Below are 20,119 nucleotides of genomic sequence, written 5' to 3' on the forward strand. Positions count from 1 at the left end.
TGCGGTTCCATCTATCCACTTTAAGCAGCACCAAAACGCACCAAACGAGTGCGTAAGGTCACCCATGTCAGCGTCCAGTCCGATTCAGGTTCAAGCGTTCAACACCGAAGATGTCGCCGAGCAAATCCGCGCCACACCGGGTTGGGTCCAGCACTATCAGCAAATGTCCCCGGGGCATTTCGCCGGGCGTGTGCGCTATCTGGACTTGCAAGGCGTGGAGATCTACGAAGAACAGATGAACACCCGCGTCGAGCAGAATTTCAGCGCGCCGCAAGGGTCGTTGGCGTTCTGTTTCGATCGCAGCGACAACGCGCTTTACCTGCTCAATGGCGAAAGCCGCAACATCTGGATCACCCCCGAGAACTACCAGGAAATCGCCGTGGTGTTCGGCCCGGAGTTCGTTCAGCGACAGGGTTTGGACGTGGAGCGGCTGGAAGGGTTGTTCCTGTCGCCACTCAACTCGGGGCAGAACGCATTGTTCAGCCGCTGGTTGAGCGGCACGCTGACCCGCTTGGGAGAAACCCTCGACCCACCGAGCAAGGAAGCCTTGACGCAGCAATTGCTGGAGGACTGTTTGTACATCCTCGACAACGCCTGCGTGTGCCTCGACCGGGGTGGCTTACAGCGCCGCAGCGAAGAGCGCGCGGTCATGAAACGCATCGGCGAGTGGGCCGCCGATTCTCCGGAAGAAACCCTCAATTTGCTCGAGCTTTCCCAGGTCGCCGGGGTTTCGTTGCGCCAGTTGCAGCATGCGTTCAAGGCCTTCACCGGGATGACGCCGACCCATTGGCTGCGCCTGCGCCGGCTCAACAGCGCACACCGCGAACTGCTCAGCCGCACCCCCAACGAGACCACCGTCGCTGAAGTGGCAATGAACTGGTCGTTCTGGCATTTGGGGCGATTTTCCAGCAGCTATCGGGCGTTGTTCAAAGAGTTGCCGAGTGAAACGCTCAAGCGCGGCGGCCAACGCTAGATCATCGGCGGCAGCTTCTGCAAAATCTTGTCCAGCGTGATGGGGTATTCCCGAACGCGCGCGGCGGTGGCGTTGTAGATCGCATTGGCAATTGCCGCACTGACGCCGCACAAACCCAACTCGCCGACGCCCTTGGCTTTCATCGGCGATGAGGCCGGGTCCGTTTCGTCGAGGAAAATCACCTCCTGATGCGGGATGTCCGCATGCACCGGCACTTCGTAGCCGGCCAGGTCGTGGTTGACGAAGAAGCCCAGGCGCTTATCGACCACCAGGTCCTCCATCAACGCCGCGCCGACACCCATAGTCATCGCGCCGATCACCTGGCTGCGCGCCGAGGTCGGGTTGAGAATCCGCCCGGCTGCGCACACCGCGAGCATCCGCCGTACGCGGGTTTCACCGGTGGCGCTGTCGACCGCGACTTCGACAAAGTGCGCGCCGAAGGTGGATTGCTGGTACTGCTTGCTCAGTTCGGCGAATTCGATGGAGTCCTCGGCGACGATTTCGCCTGCGGTGGCCGCATCGTGCAGCGCAAAGGTGTTGCCGCCCGCGTGGACTTCACCACCGGCAAACACAGCCTCTTCCACGTTGACGCCAAATTGTCGGGCTACCGCTTCGCGCAGTTTGACGCACGCCGCGTACACGCCCGCCGTCGAGCAATTGCCGCCGAACTGACCGCCAGAACCGGAGGACACCGGAAAGCTCGAATCGCCGAGCCGCACCACCACGTCATCGAGGCCGACGCCCATCATCTCGGCGGCGGTCTGGGCGATGATCGTGTAACTGCCGGTGCCGATATCGGTCATGTCGGTTTCCACGGTCACCGTTCCACTGGCATCCAGACGCACCCGTGCGCCGGACTTCACCTGCAGGTTATTGCGAAACGCGACGCCGACGCCCATGCCGATCAGCCAGCGACCTTCGCGTTGAGTGCCCGGCTGTGGATGACGTTTGTCCCAGCCAAATCGCGCGGCCCCGGTGCGCAGGCATTCGACCAGTTGTCGTTGGGAGAACGGGCGCTTGGGGTCGACCGGATCGACCTGAGTGTCGTTGATGATCCGAAACTCGATGGGGTCGAGTTTGAGTTTCTCGGCCATCTCGTCCATGGCGATTTCCAGTGCCATCAGCCCCGGTGCCTCACCCGGTGCGCGCATGGCGTTGCCTTCCGGCAGATCAAGCGTACTCAGGCGCATCGACACCAGGCGATTGTCCCCGGCATACAGCAGTTTGCTCGGTTGCGAGGCGTTTTCGACTTTGCCGCCGGGCAGGTCGCCGGACCAGCCTTCATGGCCCATGGCGGTGATCTTGCCGTCCACGGTGGCGCCGATGCGAATGCGTTGAATCGTTGCTGGGCGGTGGGTCGAGTTGTTGAAGATCATCGGCCGTGCCAGCGCGACTTTCACCGGCCGACCGGCCAGGCGCGCGCCGAGGGCGGCGAGGACTGCATCGCAGCGCAGGAACAGCTTGCCGCCAAAGCCGCCGCCAATGTAGGGCGAGATCAGGCGCACATTTTTCTTAGGGATACCGAGCGTGGTCGCCAGGTCTGTCACCGACCAGTCGATCATCTGATTCGAGGTCCACACGGTCAGTTGATCGCCTTGCCACGCGGCGATCGAGGCAAAGGGTTCCATCATCGAATGGGCTTGATCCGGGGTGGTGTACGTCGCATCAAACTGCACCGGCGCTGTCGCGAAGGCCGCGGCAAAGTCGCCATGGGTGGTGTCCGGCGATTCTTTGGTGGGCTCGCCGGAACTGTGAACACTGGCCAGATCGAAGGCGCCCTCGCTTTTGACATACTGGATGTCGAGCCGCTGCGCAGCGGCCCGTGCCTGTTCGAAGGTCTCCGCCACCACCAGCGCCACGGCCTGGTGATAATGCTCGATCTCAGGACCGCCAAGCAGTTTTGCGGTGTTGTATTTGCCTTTGCCCAACTTGCCGGCGTTGGTGGCCGTGACAATGGCGATCACGCCCGGAGCAGACTGCGCCTCTTCAAGGTTCATCGAGGCAATGCGGCCCTTGGCGATGGCCGAACCGACGACCACGCCATACGCCTGGTTCGGCGCTACGTCGTGGTGTTCGTAGGCATAAGGCGCAGAACCGGTGGTCTTCAATGGCCCTTCGATACGGGTGGTGGGCTTGCCGACCACTTTCATCTGGTCGATGGGATTGGTGGTGGCGAGGGTGTCGAATTTCATGCGTGAGTCCTCGCTTGTGCCATGACCGACGCGAGCGTGCGCTCGACGAGGGTGAGTTTGAAGGCGTTTTCCGGAGTGGGCGTCGCGCCGGCGAGCAACTGATCTGCCACGGCTTTGGCCCCTTGTGGCATCGCCGTTTCAGCCGTTTCGACTCGCCATGGCTTGTGCGCAACGCCGCCCAGCGCGACGCGGCCGCTGCCGTCCTGCTGAATGATGGCCGCCACGGAAATCAGTGCAAACGCGTATGAAGCGCGGTCTCGAACCTTCTGATAAATGTGCGTCCCGCCGAGTGGCGCCGGCAGTGTCACGGCGGTGATCAACTCATTCGCTGCCAGCGTGGTTTCGATGTTCGGCGTGTTGCCTGGCAACCGATGGAAATCGGCGATGGCAATCACCCGGGTCGAGCCATCGGGGCGCACGGTTTCCACCTGCGCATCGAGTGCACGCATGGCCACAGCCATGTCGCTGGGGTGCGTGGCAATGCAGGCATCACTGACGCCGATGACGCCCAGCGAACGACTGAAACCACCGATGGCCGCGCAGCCACTGCCGGGTTGGCGCTTGTTGCAGGCTTGATGGGTGTCGTAGAAATACGGGCAGCGCGTGCGTTGCAACAGGTTGCCAGCGGTGGTCGCCTTGTTGCGCAACTGACCGGAAGCACCGGCGAGGAGGGCGCGCGACAGTAGCGCGTAGTCCTTGCGAACCCGGGCGTCGGCGGCGAGGTCGGTATTGCGCACCAGCGCACCGATTCTCAAGCCCCCTTCGGGAGTGGCTTCGATCCGCTCCAGCGCCAGACCGTTGACATCAATCAGGTGCGTGGGGGTTTCGATGTCCAGTTTCATCAGGTCGAGCAGGTTGGTGCCACCGGCGATAAACCGTGAGCCGTTGACCTGAGCTGCCAATGCAGCGGCTTCGGCGGGGGATTTGGCACGCAGGTAAGTGAAGGGCCTCATACGTTGGCCTCCGCGACTTCGGTGATCGCTTCGATGATGTTGGAGTACGCGCCACAGCGGCAGATGTTGCCGCTCATGCGCTCCTGCAGTTCACTGGCGATCAGTTGCGGCGAATCGGTCAGGCTGGCACTGGCGTGACTCGGAATGCCGGCGCGCATTTCCTCGAGCACCGCGACTGCCGAGCAGATCTGCCCCGGCGTGCAATAACCGCATTGGTAGCCGTCGTGCTTGATGAACGCGGCCTGCATCGGATGGAGCTTTTCAGGCGTGCCCAGCCCCTCGATGGTGGTGACCTTGGCGCCGTTGTGCATCACCGCCAGCGTCAGGCAAGCGTTAATGCGCCGGCCATCGACGATCACCGTGCAGGCGCCGCACTGGCCGTGATCACAACCCTTTTTGGTGCCGGTAAGCTGCAAGTGTTCGCGCAATGCATCGAGCAGTGTGGTTCGGGTGTCGAGGTCCAGGTGGCGCTGTTGGCCATTGACCGACAGGGACACAGCAGCCTTGATCGGCTGCGCGGCATTGGCGGCGCAGGCTTTGGCCGAGATAAAGGGCGGCAGCACCATGGCTGTCGCCGTCACGACGCCGACGATCAGGAAGGTGCGTCTTGAAAGCGGTAGCGGGGCACGGTTGTCCATTGATTCGATTCCTGTGTGTTTGGGCATGGCCAAGGCTCACAGAAAGAGTGACCCGCCTGAGCGGCGAATGTTTTTGCGTAATTCGTCTATAGAGTTATGAGCGGTGCTCATCAATCCGCTGGGGTCGCCGGTTTGGCCAGTTCGATACCCGCCGCGCCCAGGCGCTTCAAAATCTCGAACAACAGGTCACTTTTGGTGATGCCGACAATTCTCGGGCTGCTGACGTAACCGGTGATGGTCAGGGTGATGCCATCCGGGCTGAGTTTGCTGAAGCGGACAAACGTCGCCGGTTTGTCGAGGATGTTCTCATTCTCGTGGTAGGTGTCGTACAGCAGGTCTTTCACCTGCTCCGGGTCGATGTCCAACGGGAACATCAACTCAAGGCTCGCCACGCCTTGCGCACTGCCGCCCAACGTCACGTTGCGCAGGTTTTGCGAGATCAATTGGGAGTTGGGCACGATCACGATCGAGCGGTCGGCGAGTTGTATTTCGGTGGCCCGGACGTTGATGCGGCGGATATCGCCCTCGACCCCACTGATGCTGATCAGGTCGCCGACCTTCACCGGGCGCTCGGTCAGCAGGATCAGGCCGGAGACGAAGTTCTTGACGATTTCCTGCAAGCCGAAACCGATACCCACCGACAGGGCGCTGACGATCCACGCCAGGTTGGTCCACTTGATGCCCAGTGAAGACAAGGTCAGCAGAATCACCAGGGCATAGCCGATGTTGGCGAACAGCGTGCTCAGCGAGGCACACATGCCGGGGTCCATGTCGGTTTTTGGCAGGAACTCGTTATCCAGCCAGCGGCACAGCGCCCGAATCAGGTAGATACCGACAAACAGGGCCAGGATGGCGTTGAGCAAATGACCCGGGATGATGTTCAGTTTGCGCAAGCCGTCGCCGCCGAGAATCGACATTGCCTGGGCCACCAGTTGCCCGAACGTGGTGCCCACGCCGCCTACAAACAGCGAAATGACCGCCAACAGTATTAACGTCGCACGACCGGCCCCGGACAAAATGATCTGGGCTTGCTCAAGGCGTACATCGCCCATCCCCAGCAACTGTTTGATCGCCTTGCCGCTCGGGCTCTTGGGTGAGAACAGGTATTCGCAACTGTCCTTGAGCAACTGGATCAGCATGTAGAAGCCGGAGAGGATGATAAATCCCCAGACCAGTTCGTAGGTGATGAACCTTGCCAGGGAGACGTAGCCGATCAGCAAGGCGAAGAACGAGATGACCAGCGCAATGATCGTGCAGGTGTAAATCAGGCCGGCGAGGGCCGTCCCCGTTTCAGTAGCTTCGCCGGAGGCTACCAGGACTCTACGGGCGTGACTGGCGCGGCGGAACAGCAGGGTGAAAATCACCGCGACCACCAGCGCGATCAAGCCTCGTCCCAACAGCAAGGCGGGGCCGCTCATGCCGGAGACATTGCTGATTTGCGCCGCCGACGCCATCACCAGCAGGGTGGCGGCCAGTATTTTGGGGTAGGGCTGAATGGCCTCCGCGACGGAGTCTTCGATAGCGGGCAGTCGCCAGGAGGGGTGCTGGTTGGCCAGCAATGCCCGGCTCAACCCGGTGATCAGCACGCAGGTATAGACCACCCTTTCGAATTCCTCGGCGAAGTTCTGGATCATCGGCGACAACGGCAGTTCTCGCGTGAGCGCGTAAAACAGCAATTGCAGTGCGCACGCCGTGGTCAATACCGTGGCCACGACAGACGCCAGCGCCAGCGTGCTTCGCCGTAATCGCCCTTCAGGCAGGCGATGGATGCAAATCCAGGTCAGCCCGCGATCAGCCAGCCGACGGCCCCAGATCCAGATGACCAGGGCCAGCAAAATAATCATGATTGCCGAAAAACGCTGGCCGGGTTGCCAGGCGGCCGCAAGGGTGTTGCCGGCCTGCTCAATGAAATTTATGAGCCGCAGGCGATCCTCCGGGAGGGGATTAATTAACGGTTCCCAAAAATCCCGGCCCAGGATGCTGCCACTGCGCAGCGTGACTTCGCTTTCCAGGAGACTGCGTCGAATACTGGCAATCTGAGTGAGCAGGTCAACAGCACTGCCTCTCAGCGCGGCGAGGGTGTTCAAACTGGCATCGACGACTTTCTTTTGCTCGGAAAGAACTGCCCGTTGCGTGGTGATATCCGATTTCTCGACAGCTTCGCCACCCAGGGAAACCGGACCGCTCAGCACATCCAGTTGCGCTTGCAGTTGTTTCTGTTCGGGCAGCAGCGATGATTGCAGGTTGTCCACGTCATTGATGAACGACTGAACGGAATCTTGCAGGCCGACCATCATGGTGACGTTATTGGCCAGTGAAACCCGCTGTTTGATCAGGTCCAGGCGCAGTTGCAGGCCTTGCAGTTCAGTGGTGGACACCGCCGCGGGCGCAGACTCCGGCGCAATGATTGAAGACGGTGTCGGATCGTCGGCAGGCAGCGCTGCGCCACTGGGCACCAGCAGGGTGAGCGCGACGAAGATCACTGACATCAATACATGACGCATAGGCGTGCGGCCCTGTTGTTGGTCACTCAGCCTATGAGGTTAGGTCATCAGGCCAAAACGATCGAAAAGTTTCATGTTGACGGGCCGCAATCGACATAAGGGCCCTGAGGCGGGTGATGGCTGATCTACACTTCTTGATGCTCAATCAAGCGCGGGATAGTGGTCAACGGACTGCTCGGTACTGCGCAGGAGGTCGTCATGCCCAAGTTGTCTTCCATCAGCCTGTGTGTCGCGTTATCGGTTGCATCTGCCCAGGGCTGGGCGCAAACCGTTGTGCCGACCAAAGGCCAGAGTTCGCAACAGACCCAGCTGGATATCAATGAATGCCAGAGCATCGCGGCCAGCCAGACGGCTTCGACCGACACGTCGCCTTCGGGGGGAAGAGTGAAGGGCGCAGCGGTGGGTGCCGCCGCCGGTGCTGTTGCAGCCGACGCCCGCGGGCGTCAGCACGACGAGTTTTACGACAACGCGAATGACAACGTGAAGCAGGAATATCGGCAAAATCAAGCCAAAGGGGCGGCGGCGGCCGGTGTCGTGGTGGGTGGTTCGCGCCAGCGTCAGGAACGCCGAGCGGATGAAAAAACCAGCGCTGCCAACAGCCAGGCTTCCTATACCAGCTGCCTGCAAGGCAAGGGTTATCAGGTCAATCCCTGAGCCGGTGCCGCTGTCGGCCGGTCAAGCAAGCGAACCATCACGCAGGCGTACAGCGTGACGGCGATGAACAGTCCCATGCGCACGGCGAAGGCGGTGTAGACGTCTTTGCCCAAGGCGCTGTCCTGCACGGACTGGCCCAGCAGAATGATCAGCGTGATAAAGGTGTTGAGCCACAACCCCGGGCCATAACGGGACGGACTCAGCGCATACAGCTTGCGCGCCAGGATCAGGCCGAACAGCAGCATCCACAGGAAGAACATCCACAGGTGCACAAACAGGCTCAGTGCACACCAGAACAGGATGGCCAGCAATCCGCCGAGCAACGTCGCGCCGAGCAGCTCACGTCCGGCATTGCGCGCGCTGGTCGTTGAGCATTGCTGACCCAGGCCGACGGCTTTCAGGATGATGGGCAGGTAGCTCGCCGGGTCGACCATGGCCAGCAGGAACGTTGGTAAAACGATCAAGGTTGCACGCAGCGCGATCCGACTGGCTTCTACGCCCTCCGGCGGTGGGGCGGCGGGCGGAGAGGGCGCATTGGCAGGTTCGGGGAATAGCCAGTGACTGATCGCAATCACTATCACCGCCAGTAACAAACCTTTGACCAACGCGCCGATGACCATCGCCGCCAGGTCGAATTCGGCGACGCCCGCCGATGAAATCATCGTCAGCCCCATCACCAGCAGGGTCACGATCAGGTTATTGCCGCCACTGAGCCCCCAGCGAAAGACCAGGAACAGGCTGACCGTGACCAACAGCACGCCGCTCAACGGGTAGTAACGCAGGATCGGGATCAATAGCAGGCCGATGCCGGTGGTCAGCATCGCCACCAGGGCGAGAACAATGGCAGCCTTGAACGGCAGCGGTCGATTGACCGAGGCCAGGAGCAGCAGGCACAGCACAGGCGCGAGAAACGGAATCGGCAGCGCCAGGCCGAAACTGATGGCCAGGCACAGTGCCGCACCGCTGGCCAACCGCAACGCGCGTTGTGCCCGTGGCGTGCGTTTAGTAGGCATAGGACAGCCAGCTCATCATCCCTAAAAAGACCCGGCCCAGCGGGTTGAGCCAATTGCCCGGTGAAGGGAAGGCCATGACTTCAGCCTGCCCGCCGGCACGAATGTTCCCGCTGCCAAGCAGTTTGCTCATGGACTGCTCGGAAAACTCGATGATCACCGGGAAGCGTTGAGCCGGTCGCAGCCAGTCGCGGCTGTTCTGTATGCCGGGCAAGGTGCCGGGCGGGGCTGGCTGCCCGACGCTGATCCCATAACCGACACTGCGCACGTGGCCCTCGAAGACTTCACCCGGCACCGCATCGAGGACGATGGACACCGGCGTGTCGGGCCGCACCAGGCCGAGGTTGTTCTCGGTCATGTCGGCTGTGATCCAGATGTCTTGAATTGTGATCAGGGTCATCACCGGGCTGCCGGCGGCGGCGAATTGCCCGACGTCGGTGCGCAAGTCCGTGATCAACCCCGCCGAGCGTGCCCGTGTCTGCGTGTTGGACAGGTCCAGCTCGGCTTTTTCCAGCACCCCGGCGGCGCTGCGCAGTTTTGCGTTGACGTCTTCACCGCCACCTTCGGTTTCTTTTGCACGCTCTACCTCGGCGCGGGCGGCCGCCGTTTGACTGATCGCGGCTTCGCGGCTGGTGCGTGACGCGTCGAGAACGCGCACGGAAATGGTTCCCGGGTCTTCACGATACAACCCTTCCAGGCGCTGATTCTCCTGACGGGCCTTGGTTTCGTTGGCCTGGGCGGCGCGCAAGGCCGCTTGCGCCGAAGAAATCCCCGCAGTGCTGGCGCCCAATTGCCGACGGGTTGTCTCAAGGTCGGCGCGGGCGCGGTCGACGGCAATCTTGTAAGGCGCCGGGTCCACCTCGAACACCACGTCGCCGGCCTTGACGGTCTGATTGTTGTGAACGTTTACCCGGATCACCCGGCCCGCGACTTCCGATGCCACCGGAATGACGAATGCGCCGACCCGCGCCTGTTGCGTATAGGGCGTGAAACGGTCGGCCAACACATACCAGACCAGGCTCAGGATGATCAGCAGCAACACCCATTTGATGCCTTTTTTCGCCGGATCGGCCGCCACGGGCTCGGCGGCGTTGGGGGAGGGCTGCGCAGCGTCACTCATGGCTAATGTCCTTGGCGGGTAGCGGGAAAGCGGGCAGGTCGGCGGCGGGCTCGTCCAGCATGTTGCCCCAGTCGGTGCGTTGTTCCATCAGATGGCGCGTGGCCGGGTCGACACGTGGCAGGGCGGAGTACCAACCACCGCCCAAGGCCTTGTACAGAGCAATGACATTGCTCACCGCATTGCCGCGGGCGATCAGGTAATTGTCCTGTTGTTCGAGCAGCGCCCGTTGCGCGTCGAGTACTCGCTGGAAGTCGGAGTAACCTTCGCGAAATTGCACGCTGGCCAGTGACAGCGAACGCGTGGCGGCGCCGCCGGCTTCGCGCAGGATGCGCTCGCTTTCCAGGGACTGGATCAGCCCGTTGGCCGCATCATCGGCCTCGCGCGCAGCCTGGCGAACCTTGTCGCGGTAGGCTTCGATCAACTGCTGCAACCGCGCGTCCTGCACGCGCACGTTGTTGGTGATCTGCCCGTAATCGAACACATTCCAGCGCAGGCTGGGACCACCGACCAGGTCCAGGCTGCTGGACGTGCCGTGAATCGTGTCAGTCGACCAGACAATGCTGCCGAGCAAGGTCAGCGACGGATAGAAATCACTTTCGGCCACGCCGATCAGCGCACCTTGGGCGGCCACGTTGAGTTCGGCGGCGCGGACGTCAGGCCGACGCAACAGCAGGCTGGCGGGCACATCTTGCAGTACGGCGCGATCGACCAGCGGCACCAGGCTGTCATTCTCGATCACCTGCGGCAGCCCGCCCGGCGGTTGCCCGATCAACACAGCCAGGGCGTTACGCGTGCGTTGCAACTGATCCTGGAGGTTGGGAATACTGGCCAACGTGCCCAAGTATTGGGTTTTGGCCTGTTGCAGATCGAGTTCGGCGTCCTGGCCACTCTTGAACAGTTTTTCAGTGATTTCGAAATTGCGCTTTTGCTGTTTGGCGTTTTCACGGGCGACGCGCAGCCGGGCTTCTGTGGTGCGCAACAAATAATAGGTATCGGCCACTTGAGCGCGCAGCAAAACCAGCGCGTCTTCGTAGTTGGCCTGGGCAGAAAAATACAGCGCATCGGCGGATTCTATGGCACGGGCGAAACGTCCCCAGAAGTCGAGCTCCCAGCCGACGTCAAACCCGCCACTGTGTTGCCAGAAATTATTGTCCTGCGGATTGTTGCCACCGTATTGGTGACGTTTGACATACACACTGTCAGCGCTCACTTGCTGCAGTTGCGGGTACAGCGTGCTTTGCGCAATGCCCAGTTGGGCGCGGGACTCCATGACGCGCAAACCGGCGATTTTAAGGCTGGAGTTGTGAGCATCCGCTTGCGCAATCAGTTGATCGAGCACCGGATCGTTGAAGACATGCCACCACTGGCGCAGATCCGGATTCGCCCCGCGCTGGCTGGATTGCTCAAGGGACGGAGTGTCCCAATGCTTGATCCATTCTTCACCGGGTGGCTGGAAATCCGGGCCGAGCTTAATGCAGCCGCTCAGGGCCAGTGCCCCCAGCAGGGTGAGGTAGCCCGGTTGCACCAGCGGGGACCGACTTGGAGGCATAGTTCCGTGTCCAGCCAAGAAAGATCACTGGAGCATAGACGGCTGTTTGAACTGTCGAGTGGCCGGCGGCGGTTTTTTTCCTAGCGCGAAATAATCCCGTGATCGATCGCGTATTTGACCAGCGCCGCCGGTTTGTCGATGTTGAGTTTGCGGCGGATGCTCAAGCGATGGGTTTCGACGGTGCGCACACTGATGTCCAGTTCGCGGGCCATTTCCTTGTTGTTCAATCCTTGAGCCATTTTGTACAGCACCTGGCTTTCGCGTGGGGTCAGCTCGTTGTCGGTGCTTTTATCGGCGATCAGGCGCTGGGCAATTTCGGCGCTGTAGAAGGTGCCGCCGCTGGCAATGGCTTCGATGGCCGCGATGATTTCCCGCGAGGGCGAGTTTTTCAGCACATAGCCGCTGGCGCCGGCACGCACGGACTCGCTCACGTATTCATTATTGTCGTACATGCTCAGCACCAGGACTTTCAGCGTCGGGTACCGGCTGCGCAATACGCGCGTCAGTTCGAGGCCGTTCATGTCGCGCAGGCTGATGTCGACCAGCAACAGGTCCGGCTGGCAGCGCCCGACCATCTCGATCGCCTGCGCGCCACTTTCGGCTTCGCCCACCACTTCCAGGGGCGCCATGACCGCCAGCAGCGCTTTGATCCCGTCACGGACCAGGGAATGATCGTCGACCAGGGCGACGCGGATCGGGTAGGGCAGGTTCATCGCGGGTGTTCACTCTTGTTGTAAGGGGTGAGTCAGCGTTTCGTCGCGGGCACTTTCATCGGCAGCTGCACGTCCAGTTCACTTCTGCCGGGCACCGATATCAGCTCGAAACGCCCGCCAAAGTGCTCGACCCGCTCACGGATGTTACGCAGGCCGATGCCCGCGTGGCGACGTTCGACCTGGGCGACATTGAAGCCGATCCCGTCATCCACCACGCTCAGGCGTACCGATTCTTGCGCGCCGTGCAGGGTAATGGAAACGTTCTTTGCCTGGGCGTGGCGTTCGATATTGGTCAGGCCTTCTTGCACGATCCGGAACAGCGCGACGGCCGCACCGTCGACCAGGTGACAGTCGAATTCGTTGTCGTCATACGTCACTTTTAGGCCGCTGCGTTGCTCGAATTCGGCGGCGAGTTGGCCGATGGCAGCCGGCAAGCCCAAGGTGTCGAGCAAGGAAGAACGCAGGTCGTGGGAGAGGCTGCGGACCTCACCAATGGCTTCGCCCAGGCGTTCGGTGGCGTCTTTGAGCGTGCTCAAGCCCTTGTCGTGGCCCTGTTCGTTTTCCAGCAAATGGCTGGCCAGTTCGAAGCGAAACTTGATCGACACCAGCAACTGGCTGATGCCGTCGTGCAGCTCACGGGAGACCCGTGATCGCTCTTCTTCCTGCAGGCTGACGATACGCTGGGTCAGGCGCTGCAGTTTTTTATCCGCCAGGCGATGCTCGCTGACGTTGAGCGTCATGCCACTGGCGAACACAAACAGCACCGCCACCAGCGCCACCACGGCAATCGCCAGCATGGTCTTGCGGATGCCCTGAGCCACTTCGTCACGGGCCTGCTGCGTGGCGCGTTCGACGTCCTCCAGGTAAATGCCGGTGCCGAGCATCCAGCCCCAGCGGTCCAGCATCACCACGTAGGCGAGTTTGTCGGTGACCTGGCCGGAGGAGGGTTTGTTCCAGGCGTAACGCTGAAAGCCTTCGCCCGATTGCGCACTTTTGAGCAACGCCTGAATCACCGGCAAACCGTGGGGGTCTTTCATGTCCCACAGGTATTTGCCCACCAGTTCGGTCTGGCGCGCGTGCATCAGGCTGCGACCTTCGCGGTCGTAGACGAAGAAGTAGCCGTTAATGCCGAAGCTGAGTTTGCGCAATTCTTCCAGGACTTGCTGCTGGGCGTGTGCGTCACCGTGGCCGTCGTCGTACAGCGGCGCGATCAGGCTTTGCGCCATTTCGACGTAGTTTTTAAGCTCGGCACGCTTGCTGGCCAGAATGCTGTCTTCGATCAACTGGGCCTGTTGATCGCCGAGCTGCCGATTGAGTGAAATCACCAGCGCACAGATCACCGCGATGGCCAGTACCAGCGGAAGAATCCCGAGCGCGACGATTTTGTGTTTGAGCTGCATCTTGGCTCCAGGCCGGACCGAAGAAGGGCGAAGGCCGGCATCATAGGCCAAAGGGATGCGTTTCCAGTAGCGCTGCTGGACGGAATGACCGGTGTGTCAGCGAGATGAAATACAAAACCCCTGTGGGAGCGAGCCTGCTCGCGAAAGCATTTTGTCATTCAACATCAATGTCGCCTGATACATCGCCTTCGCGAGCAGGCTCGCTCCCACAGGGGATCAAACCCGTCTACGTAGAACTACGTAGGCGCCGCGTACGTAGTAACGCGGATTTATTTGTAGACGGCATGCGGGGATATTGGGCCAGCTCCGCACCGCGGACACAATTATAAAAATTACCGCCGCAGTCACTGGCTGTCGGCAGGAGACACGCTATGCCCCGTCTGGCTAAACACCTCGCCTGGTTTGCCGTGGCTGTTCTGGGAGCGTTTGCGCTAAGTGTCGTGGCCCTGCGCCGCGGCGAAGCGATCAACGCCCTCTGGATCGTCGTCGCAGCTGTCGCTATCTACCTCGTTGCCTATCGCTACTACAGCCTGTTCATCGCCACCAAGGTGATGCAACTCGACCCCAATCGTGCCACGCCCGCGGTCATCAATAACGATGGCCTGGACTACGTGCCGACCAATAAACACGTACTGTTCGGTCACCACTTCGCGGCCATCGCCGGCGCGGGTCCCTTGGTCGGCCCGGTATTGGCGGCGCAGATGGGCTACCTGCCCGGCACGCTGTGGCTGATTGCCGGCGTGGTGCTGGCCGGCGCGGTTCAGGACTTCATGGTCCTGTTCATGTCCACTCGCCGCAACGGTCGTTCGCTCGGCGACATGGTCCGTGAAGAAATGGGCCGTATCCCCGGCACCATCGCGCTGTTTGGCTGCTTCCTGATCATGATCATCATCCTCGCGGTGCTGGCGTTGATCGTGGTGAAAGCCCTGGCCGAAAGCCCTTGGGGCATCTTTACGGTGATGGCGACCATCCCGATTGCGATGTTCATGGGCATCTACATGCGCTACATCCGCCCGGGTCGCATTGGCGAAATCTCCGTGGTCGGCGTGGCGTTGCTGCTCGGTTCGATCTGGCTCGGTGGGCAGATTGCGGCTGATCCGGTCTGGGCCAAGGCCTTTACGTTTACTGGCATTCAGATCACCTGGATGCTGATCGGTTACGGTTTTGTCGCGGCGGTACTGCCGGTGTGGCTGATCCTGGCCCCGCGTGACTACCTGTCGACCTTCCTGAAAATCGGTACCATCGTGGCCTTGGCGATCGGCATTCTGATCACCATGCCCGACCTGAAAATGCCTGCGCTGACCCAGTTCATCGATGGCACTGGCCCAGTGTGGAAAGGCGGGTTGTTCCCGTTCCTGTTCATCACCATCGCCTGTGGCGCGGTCTCGGGTTTCCATGCGCTGATCGCGTCCGGCACTACGCCGAAACTGCTGGCCAGTGAAGGTCATGCCCGTTACATCGGTTATGGCGGCATGTTGATGGAATCCTTCGTCGCCATCATGGCTATGGTTGCCGCCTCGGTGATCGAGCCGGGTGTGTACTTTGCGATGAACAGCCCGGCAGCGTTGGTCGGCGCGGATGTTGTCTCCGTCGCTCAAACCGTCAGCAGCTGGGGCTTTGCGATTACCCCGGAAGCCCTGCAAGCGGTGGCCAAGGACATCGGTGAAACCACCATCCTCGCTCGTGCCGGCGGTGCGCCGACCTTGGCGGTCGGTATTGCGCAGATCCTGCACCACGTCCTGCCGGGTGAAAACACCATGGCGTTCTGGTACCACTTTGCGATCCTGTTCGAAGCGCTGTTCATCCTGACGGCGGTCGATGCGGGTACCCGTGCCGGTCGCTTCATGCTGCAAGACTTGCTTGGCTCCTTCGTGCCGGCGCTGAAACGCACCGATTCCTGGCCTGCCAACCTGATCGCCACCGCAGGTTGCGTGGCGATGTGGGGTTACTTGCTGTACCAAGGCGTGATCGACCCGTTGGGCGGCATCAACACCTTGTGGCCGCTGTTCGGCATCTCCAACCAGATGCTGGCCGGTATCGCGCTGATGTTGGCAACGGTTGTGCTGATCAAAATGAAGCGCCAGCGCTACATCTGGGTGACCATGCTGCCAGCCGTCTGGTTGCTGATCTGCACCGTGACCGCAGGCTTCATCAAGCTGTTCGACGCCAACCCGGCCATCGGTTTCCTCGCCCTGGCGAAGAAATACAGCGACGCGCTGGCCAACGGTCAGGTGCTGGCCCCGGCCAAGAGTATCGACCAGATGCAGCATGTGATCTTCAACGCCTACACCAACGCAACGCTGACGGCGCTGTTCCTGTTCGTGGTCTTCAGTATTCTGTTCTTCGCACTCAAGGTCGGCATCGCCGCCTGGGGCACCAAGGAACGCACGGATAAAGAAGCGCCATTCCAGGCCATTCCACAGGCTTGATGGAGGAGGATGTTGATGTTCAATGACTTGAGTCGCCTCGGTAAATACCTCGGCCAGGCCGCGCGCCTGATGGTGGGCATGCCGGACTACGATACCTACGTCGAGCACATGCAGAACAAGCACCCGGATAAACCGGTGATGAGCTACGAGGTGTTCTTCAGGGAACGCCAGGAAGCTCGATATGGCAGCAAGGCTGGGCCGAAGTGCTGTTGATGCACTAAGCCCAGACAAAAAACAGGAGCCCGGCTTGCCGCGCTCCTGTTTTTTTTTGTTCGCCGACCGCTGCACAATCGCTTACCACGCAGCAACGGCGGGAATCTGACAACCAATCATCGCTCGTCTACGCTGCGATACAGACCCTTGATCTAAACCTGTGGCGTAAGGAACTGACGCATGCGGAGCAGGTTGCTCGCGGTGATGTTGATTGTTTTCGGGATGTTCGGGTCGGTGTTGGTGTGGGCCGAAAATGCACCCAAAGTGGTGGATGCACCGGCTGAATTGAAGGTCGCCAACCGTAGCGTCATGGTGTTTCGCGCAACGATATTGGGTGAGCCCCCGGTGTCGCGGGTCAAGCGCGCGAAAGCGGTGATCGGCGAAGCGCTGGATGAGGCGGATGACCTGAACGTCACCGTCGACCCGGTGCTGAACAGCTATATGGTGCTGCTGGGCAGCCGGCGCGCGTTTATCGTTTCGCCCAAGGATTTCGACGCCAGCGAATTCGACTCGGCGCAGCAGGCTGCCGAAGCGGCAGCGCAAAATCTGCGTCTGGTGGTGGCTGAAACCCAGGAAGCGCGCAGCGTGCAGTTGATCATCAGGTCGGTTGGCGCTGCGGTGCTCGCCACCGGCATTTTCATCGCCTTGCTCTACGCCATGGCGTATCTGCGGCGCAAACTGCTGAAGAAACTCCCGGGATTGGTGCATCGCCATACCCAGGCGCTGAAGGTCGGGCGCACACAGCTTCTCGACGTCAGTTACCTCTATCCGTTGGTCAGCCGTGCGTTTGAACTGCTGCGCTGGGCCGTGGTGGTGTTGCTGACCTATGAATGGCTGGGGTTTGTCTTGTCGCGATTCCCCTACACCCGGCCATGGGGCGAAAGCCTTAACGCCTACCTGTTGGAGCTCGGCGACTATTTGCTGCAAGGCATCCTCGGCGCCATTCCCGGGCTGGGTGTGGCGGTGGCGATCTACTTTATCGCCCGAGGCGTTACCGCCTTCATGCGCCGGGTGCTTCGGCGCATGGCGACCCCCGGCACCTTCAGTTGGTTGAACCATGAAACCCTGCAACCAACCCAACGCCTGGTGTCCCTGGCGGTGTGGCTGTTTGCCCTGGCCATGGCTTATCCATACCTGCCGGGCGCCGGCACCGATGCATTTAAAGGTTTGTCGGTGCTGATCGGTTTGATGATTTCGTTGGGCGCGTCCAGCGTGGTTGGCCAAGCGGCGGCCGGGTTGATCCTGACGTATACCCGAACATTGCGCCCCGGCGAGTTTGTACGCATTGGCGAATACGAAGGCACGGTGACTGAGCTGGGCATGTTTACCACACGCATCCGCACGGGCCTGGGCGAAGTGTTGACCCTGCCCAATTCGATGATCACCAACACCGTGACCAAGAACTACTCGCGCACTGTGCAGGGAGCCGGTTACGTGGTCGACACCGTGGTGACCATTGGCTACGACACGCCGTGGCGACAGGTGGAAGCGATGTTGCTGGAAGCCGCCAGACGCACCCAAGGCATTCTTGAAGACCCGGCCCCGCAGGTATTTCAAACCGCGTTATCAGACTTTTATCCGGAATACCGCCTGGTAGCTCAGGCGATCCCTCGAGAGCCTCGACCGCGTGCGGAATTGCTGAGCATGCTGCACGCCAATATTCAGGATGTGTTCAATGAGTACGGCGTGCAGATCATGTCGCCGCATTATTTGGGCGATCCGCAGGCTGAGAAGTGGGTGCCCAGGGACAAGTGGTATAAGGCACCTGCGCAAGAGCTGAAGGACAGTTGAGCGCCGATGCCAAGGAGTCCGAGCCACGTTTGAGTTTTCATCGCATTGCAACCCACCGCATGGCCCAATTCAGACATCTACTGACCGCACATCCGCACTGTTGCGCCCAAAGTGATTAATTATGATTTAATTTAGATCGTAATGAAGCATTGTGATTTACGGCAATAAGGTAGCTATCGCAATGTCAGTCAGTAGTTGCGAGTACCGCATCGGCCTTGGCGTCTGAAAATACATAAAGCGAATCTGCTGCGCTGAGCAGCACTGGAGTAACTACCATGGCTACTAACGTCAAAACCCGATCTGTGACGGCTCACGTCCCTGTAGATCTGGCCGAGAGGATTGACGAGATTGCCGAGCGTCTTGAGCGCTCCAAGAACTGGATCGTCAAGCAAGCGCTGTCTGCCTGGATAGATCAGGAAGAAGAACGCAGTCGTCTCACCCGTGAAGCCTTGGCCGATGTAGACGCTGGCCGCGTGATCGATCATCAGGCTGTTCAGGCGTGGGCTGACAGTCTCAGTACAGATTCCCCGTTGCCGGTGCCGCGCTAATGGAGTTGAAGTGGACCAGCAAAGCACTTTCCGACATTGCCCGATTGTATGAATTTCTGGCCTCGGTGAACAAAGACGCCGCCATCCATACCGTTCAACAACTCACCGCCGTTCCAGGCACCTTGTTGGTTAATCCGCGCATTGGTGAGCGCCTGGAAGAGTTTGAGCCACGCGATGTGCGCCGAATCCTGATTGGCCACTACGAACTACGTTATGAAATTCAGAGCTCAACCATTTACCTGCTGCGCCTTTGGCATACACGCGAGAATCGGTAGGGCACCCGGATCACGGCAACTCAACCCGTGTTTACATTCTCTGCCGAGGCATCATCGGAGGCTGAAGTTGCTGCTGCGGGATGTACTTGCCGTTGCCATCGGTAAACGGTGGATGTTGCACGGCGTTTTCATCGTTGTCCTGTTGATGGTCATGGCAGGACGAACCGCTGATCGCGATGAGGAGGGCGACCATGACGGGGGGAATCAAGTGCTTGATCACGGGAGTTCTCCAGTGGACACCGTCTGTTTTCACCGGCGCTATGGCAGCGCATAGACCTTGAACAGCTTTTTGGTCGTCTCGCTGGCGCCTTCCAGGTACTTATCGTACGCCTGTTCAATCTCACCGGAGCGGTACATTTCACTCAGCGTGGTGTCGACCAGCAAGCGGAAATCTTCATCGTCACGCGGCACCGCCATGGCCGTCGGGGCGTACTCGAAAATACGCTCCAGCAACACCAGATTGCCGGTCGGGTAACGGCTGTCGAGGAGGTTCCTGAGCATCATTCGTTCGCTGAACATGGCATCGGCTTTGCCTTTGGCAATCAACTCGAGCCCCTCGGAGGTAGTGTCGACCGTGATCAGTGTGGCGACCACGCCGAGCAAGCGCATCTGCTGTCGAATCCACGCCTCGGTCACACCTCCTGCCGTGGTGACGTAAGTCTGGTTGGCCAGGCCACGGTTGACGGTGGCACGCCAAGTGGGTCCGGTGTGAGCGACTTTGCCGTTGAGCACGTCCAGCAGCGTCGCCGGGGCATCCTGGTGCACCACCGCGGAGAGGCCAGCGGTGTAAACAGGCACCGAGTAGCTCACTGATTTTCGTCGCTCAAGGGTTGGCGGTGTCGGTGTGCAAAGGAGGTCGACCTTGCCCGAACTCACGGCGCTGACCTCATCGGCGACGGTGACAGGCTGGTAACTCACCTGTAGTTCGGGCAAACCGAGTTCGGCCTTGATCTTGTCGGCGATTTTTTCGCAAAGACCGATGGCATAACCCTGGACCTTGTCGCCCACTTTGACGCTAAAAGGGGCGAAATCCGGCAGGTAGCCGAGGGTCAACGTATTGCTTGAACGCACCCGTTCAAGGGTGTTGGCAGCGGCCAGCAGCGGCAGGCAGGCAAAGAGCAGTGCGATGGTTTTGCTTCGTTGTGCGTTCATGTCCT

18 protein-coding genes are annotated in these 20,119 nt (G+C 60.4%); 7 read left to right on the forward strand and 11 right to left on the reverse strand.

What is annotated here, in order from left to right:
* Positions 1 to 64: 64 nt before the first annotated feature.
* Positions 65 to 973, forward strand: coding sequence for a helix-turn-helix domain-containing protein (locus tag AC07N8_RS04885; RefSeq protein WP_493141766.1), 909 nt, complete (start codon positions 65 to 67; stop codon positions 971 to 973).
* On the opposite strand, the gene paoC is transcribed toward AC07N8_RS04885, so the two are convergent.
* From paoC to AC07N8_RS04905, 4 genes are all read right to left on the reverse strand, one after another.
* On the reverse strand, positions 970 to 3,165 hold the full coding sequence (paoC, locus tag AC07N8_RS04890) for an aldehyde oxidoreductase molybdenum-binding subunit PaoC (RefSeq protein WP_493141764.1): 2,196 nt from the start codon (positions 3,163 to 3,165) through the stop codon (positions 970 to 972). The two genes, AC07N8_RS04885 and paoC, sit on opposite strands and share 4 nt — an antisense overlap.
* Complete coding sequence (locus AC07N8_RS04895) at positions 3,162 to 4,118, reverse strand: FAD binding domain-containing protein (RefSeq protein WP_493141762.1); 957 nt, start codon at positions 4,116 to 4,118, stop codon at positions 3,162 to 3,164. Before AC07N8_RS04895 ends, paoC begins: the two co-directional genes overlap by 4 nt.
* On the reverse strand, positions 4,115 to 4,756 hold the full coding sequence (paoA, locus tag AC07N8_RS04900; protein ID WP_493141760.1) for an aldehyde dehydrogenase iron-sulfur subunit PaoA: 642 nt from the start codon (positions 4,754 to 4,756) through the stop codon (positions 4,115 to 4,117). The genes AC07N8_RS04895 and paoA overlap by 4 nt, the downstream gene beginning before the upstream one ends.
* Before the next feature lie 110 nt (positions 4,757 to 4,866).
* The gene (locus AC07N8_RS04905) at positions 4,867 to 7,260 is read right to left on the reverse strand and encodes a DUF3772 domain-containing protein (RefSeq protein ID WP_493141758.1); all 2,394 of its coding nucleotides are present in this window, start codon (positions 7,258 to 7,260) and stop codon (positions 4,867 to 4,869) included.
* A 198-nt stretch (positions 7,261 to 7,458) separates the two neighbouring features.
* Here AC07N8_RS04905 and AC07N8_RS04910 point away from each other — a divergent pair, with 198 nt between their 5' ends.
* Positions 7,459 to 7,914 carry a hypothetical protein gene (locus tag AC07N8_RS04910; RefSeq protein WP_483842257.1) on the forward strand — a complete coding sequence of 152 codons (456 nt, stop codon included), beginning with the start codon at positions 7,459 to 7,461 and terminating at the stop codon, positions 7,912 to 7,914.
* Here AC07N8_RS04910 and AC07N8_RS04915 read toward each other — a convergent pair.
* The 5 genes from AC07N8_RS04915 to AC07N8_RS04935 form a co-directional block, all read right to left on the reverse strand.
* Positions 7,899 to 8,927, reverse strand: a complete 1,029-nt coding sequence (locus tag AC07N8_RS04915; RefSeq protein ID WP_483842256.1) for a DUF2955 domain-containing protein — start codon at positions 8,925 to 8,927, stop codon at positions 7,899 to 7,901. The genes AC07N8_RS04910 and AC07N8_RS04915 overlap by 16 nt on opposite strands.
* Entirely contained in the window at positions 8,917 to 10,044 is a 1,128-nt protein-coding gene (locus tag AC07N8_RS04920; RefSeq protein ID WP_493141755.1) for an HlyD family secretion protein, read from the reverse strand. The genes AC07N8_RS04915 and AC07N8_RS04920 overlap by 11 nt, the downstream gene beginning before the upstream one ends.
* Complete coding sequence (locus AC07N8_RS04925; RefSeq protein ID WP_483842254.1) at positions 10,037 to 11,593, reverse strand: efflux transporter outer membrane subunit; 1,557 nt, start codon at positions 11,591 to 11,593, stop codon at positions 10,037 to 10,039. Before AC07N8_RS04925 ends, AC07N8_RS04920 begins: the two co-directional genes overlap by 8 nt.
* Positions 11,594 to 11,673: 80 nt before the next feature.
* A complete protein-coding gene (locus tag AC07N8_RS04930; RefSeq protein WP_483842253.1) occupies positions 11,674 to 12,306 on the reverse strand; it encodes a response regulator in 633 nt (210 codons plus the stop codon).
* Positions 12,307 to 12,338: 32 nt separating this feature from the next.
* The gene (locus tag AC07N8_RS04935; protein ID WP_493141753.1) at positions 12,339 to 13,706 is read right to left on the reverse strand and encodes a cache domain-containing protein; all 1,368 of its coding nucleotides are present in this window, start codon (positions 13,704 to 13,706) and stop codon (positions 12,339 to 12,341) included.
* A 371-nt stretch (positions 13,707 to 14,077) separates the two neighbouring features.
* Between AC07N8_RS04935 and AC07N8_RS04940 the strand changes: the two genes are divergently transcribed.
* The 5 genes from AC07N8_RS04940 to AC07N8_RS04960 all read left to right on the forward strand — a co-directional run bounded on the left by AC07N8_RS04940 (position 14,078) and on the right by AC07N8_RS04960 (position 18,962).
* Positions 14,078 to 16,135, forward strand: a complete 2,058-nt coding sequence (locus tag AC07N8_RS04940; RefSeq protein ID WP_123431644.1) for a carbon starvation CstA family protein — start codon at positions 14,078 to 14,080, stop codon at positions 16,133 to 16,135.
* A 15-nt stretch (positions 16,136 to 16,150) separates the two neighbouring features.
* Positions 16,151 to 16,348, forward strand: coding sequence for a YbdD/YjiX family protein (locus AC07N8_RS04945; protein ID WP_007949127.1), 198 nt, complete (start codon positions 16,151 to 16,153; stop codon positions 16,346 to 16,348).
* Between the two features lie 180 nt (positions 16,349 to 16,528).
* Complete coding sequence (locus AC07N8_RS04950) at positions 16,529 to 18,139, forward strand: mechanosensitive ion channel family protein (protein ID WP_493141750.1); 1,611 nt, start codon at positions 16,529 to 16,531, stop codon at positions 18,137 to 18,139.
* 275 nt (positions 18,140 to 18,414) lie between these two features.
* Positions 18,415 to 18,687 carry a CopG family ribbon-helix-helix protein gene (locus tag AC07N8_RS04955; RefSeq protein WP_483842250.1) on the forward strand — a complete coding sequence of 91 codons (273 nt, stop codon included), beginning with the start codon at positions 18,415 to 18,417 and terminating at the stop codon, positions 18,685 to 18,687.
* Positions 18,687 to 18,962, forward strand: a complete 276-nt coding sequence (locus AC07N8_RS04960) for a type II toxin-antitoxin system RelE/ParE family toxin (protein WP_493141748.1) — start codon at positions 18,687 to 18,689, stop codon at positions 18,960 to 18,962. The genes AC07N8_RS04955 and AC07N8_RS04960 overlap by 1 nt, the downstream gene beginning before the upstream one ends.
* 31 nt (positions 18,963 to 18,993) lie before the next feature.
* Here the strand turns inward: AC07N8_RS04960 and AC07N8_RS04965 are convergent, their stop codons facing one another.
* Both AC07N8_RS04965 and AC07N8_RS04970 read right to left on the reverse strand, forming a co-directional pair.
* On the reverse strand, positions 18,994 to 19,182 hold the full coding sequence (locus tag AC07N8_RS04965; RefSeq protein ID WP_483842248.1) for a hypothetical protein: 189 nt from the start codon (positions 19,180 to 19,182) through the stop codon (positions 18,994 to 18,996).
* Between the two features lie 38 nt (positions 19,183 to 19,220).
* Positions 19,221 to 20,114, reverse strand: a complete 894-nt coding sequence (locus AC07N8_RS04970) for an amino acid ABC transporter substrate-binding protein (RefSeq protein WP_493141746.1) — start codon at positions 20,112 to 20,114, stop codon at positions 19,221 to 19,223.
* Positions 20,115 to 20,119: the final 5 nt, after the last annotated feature.

The sequence above is a fragment of the Pseudomonas sp. GW821-FHT10C09 genome (genome assembly GCF_059415465.1).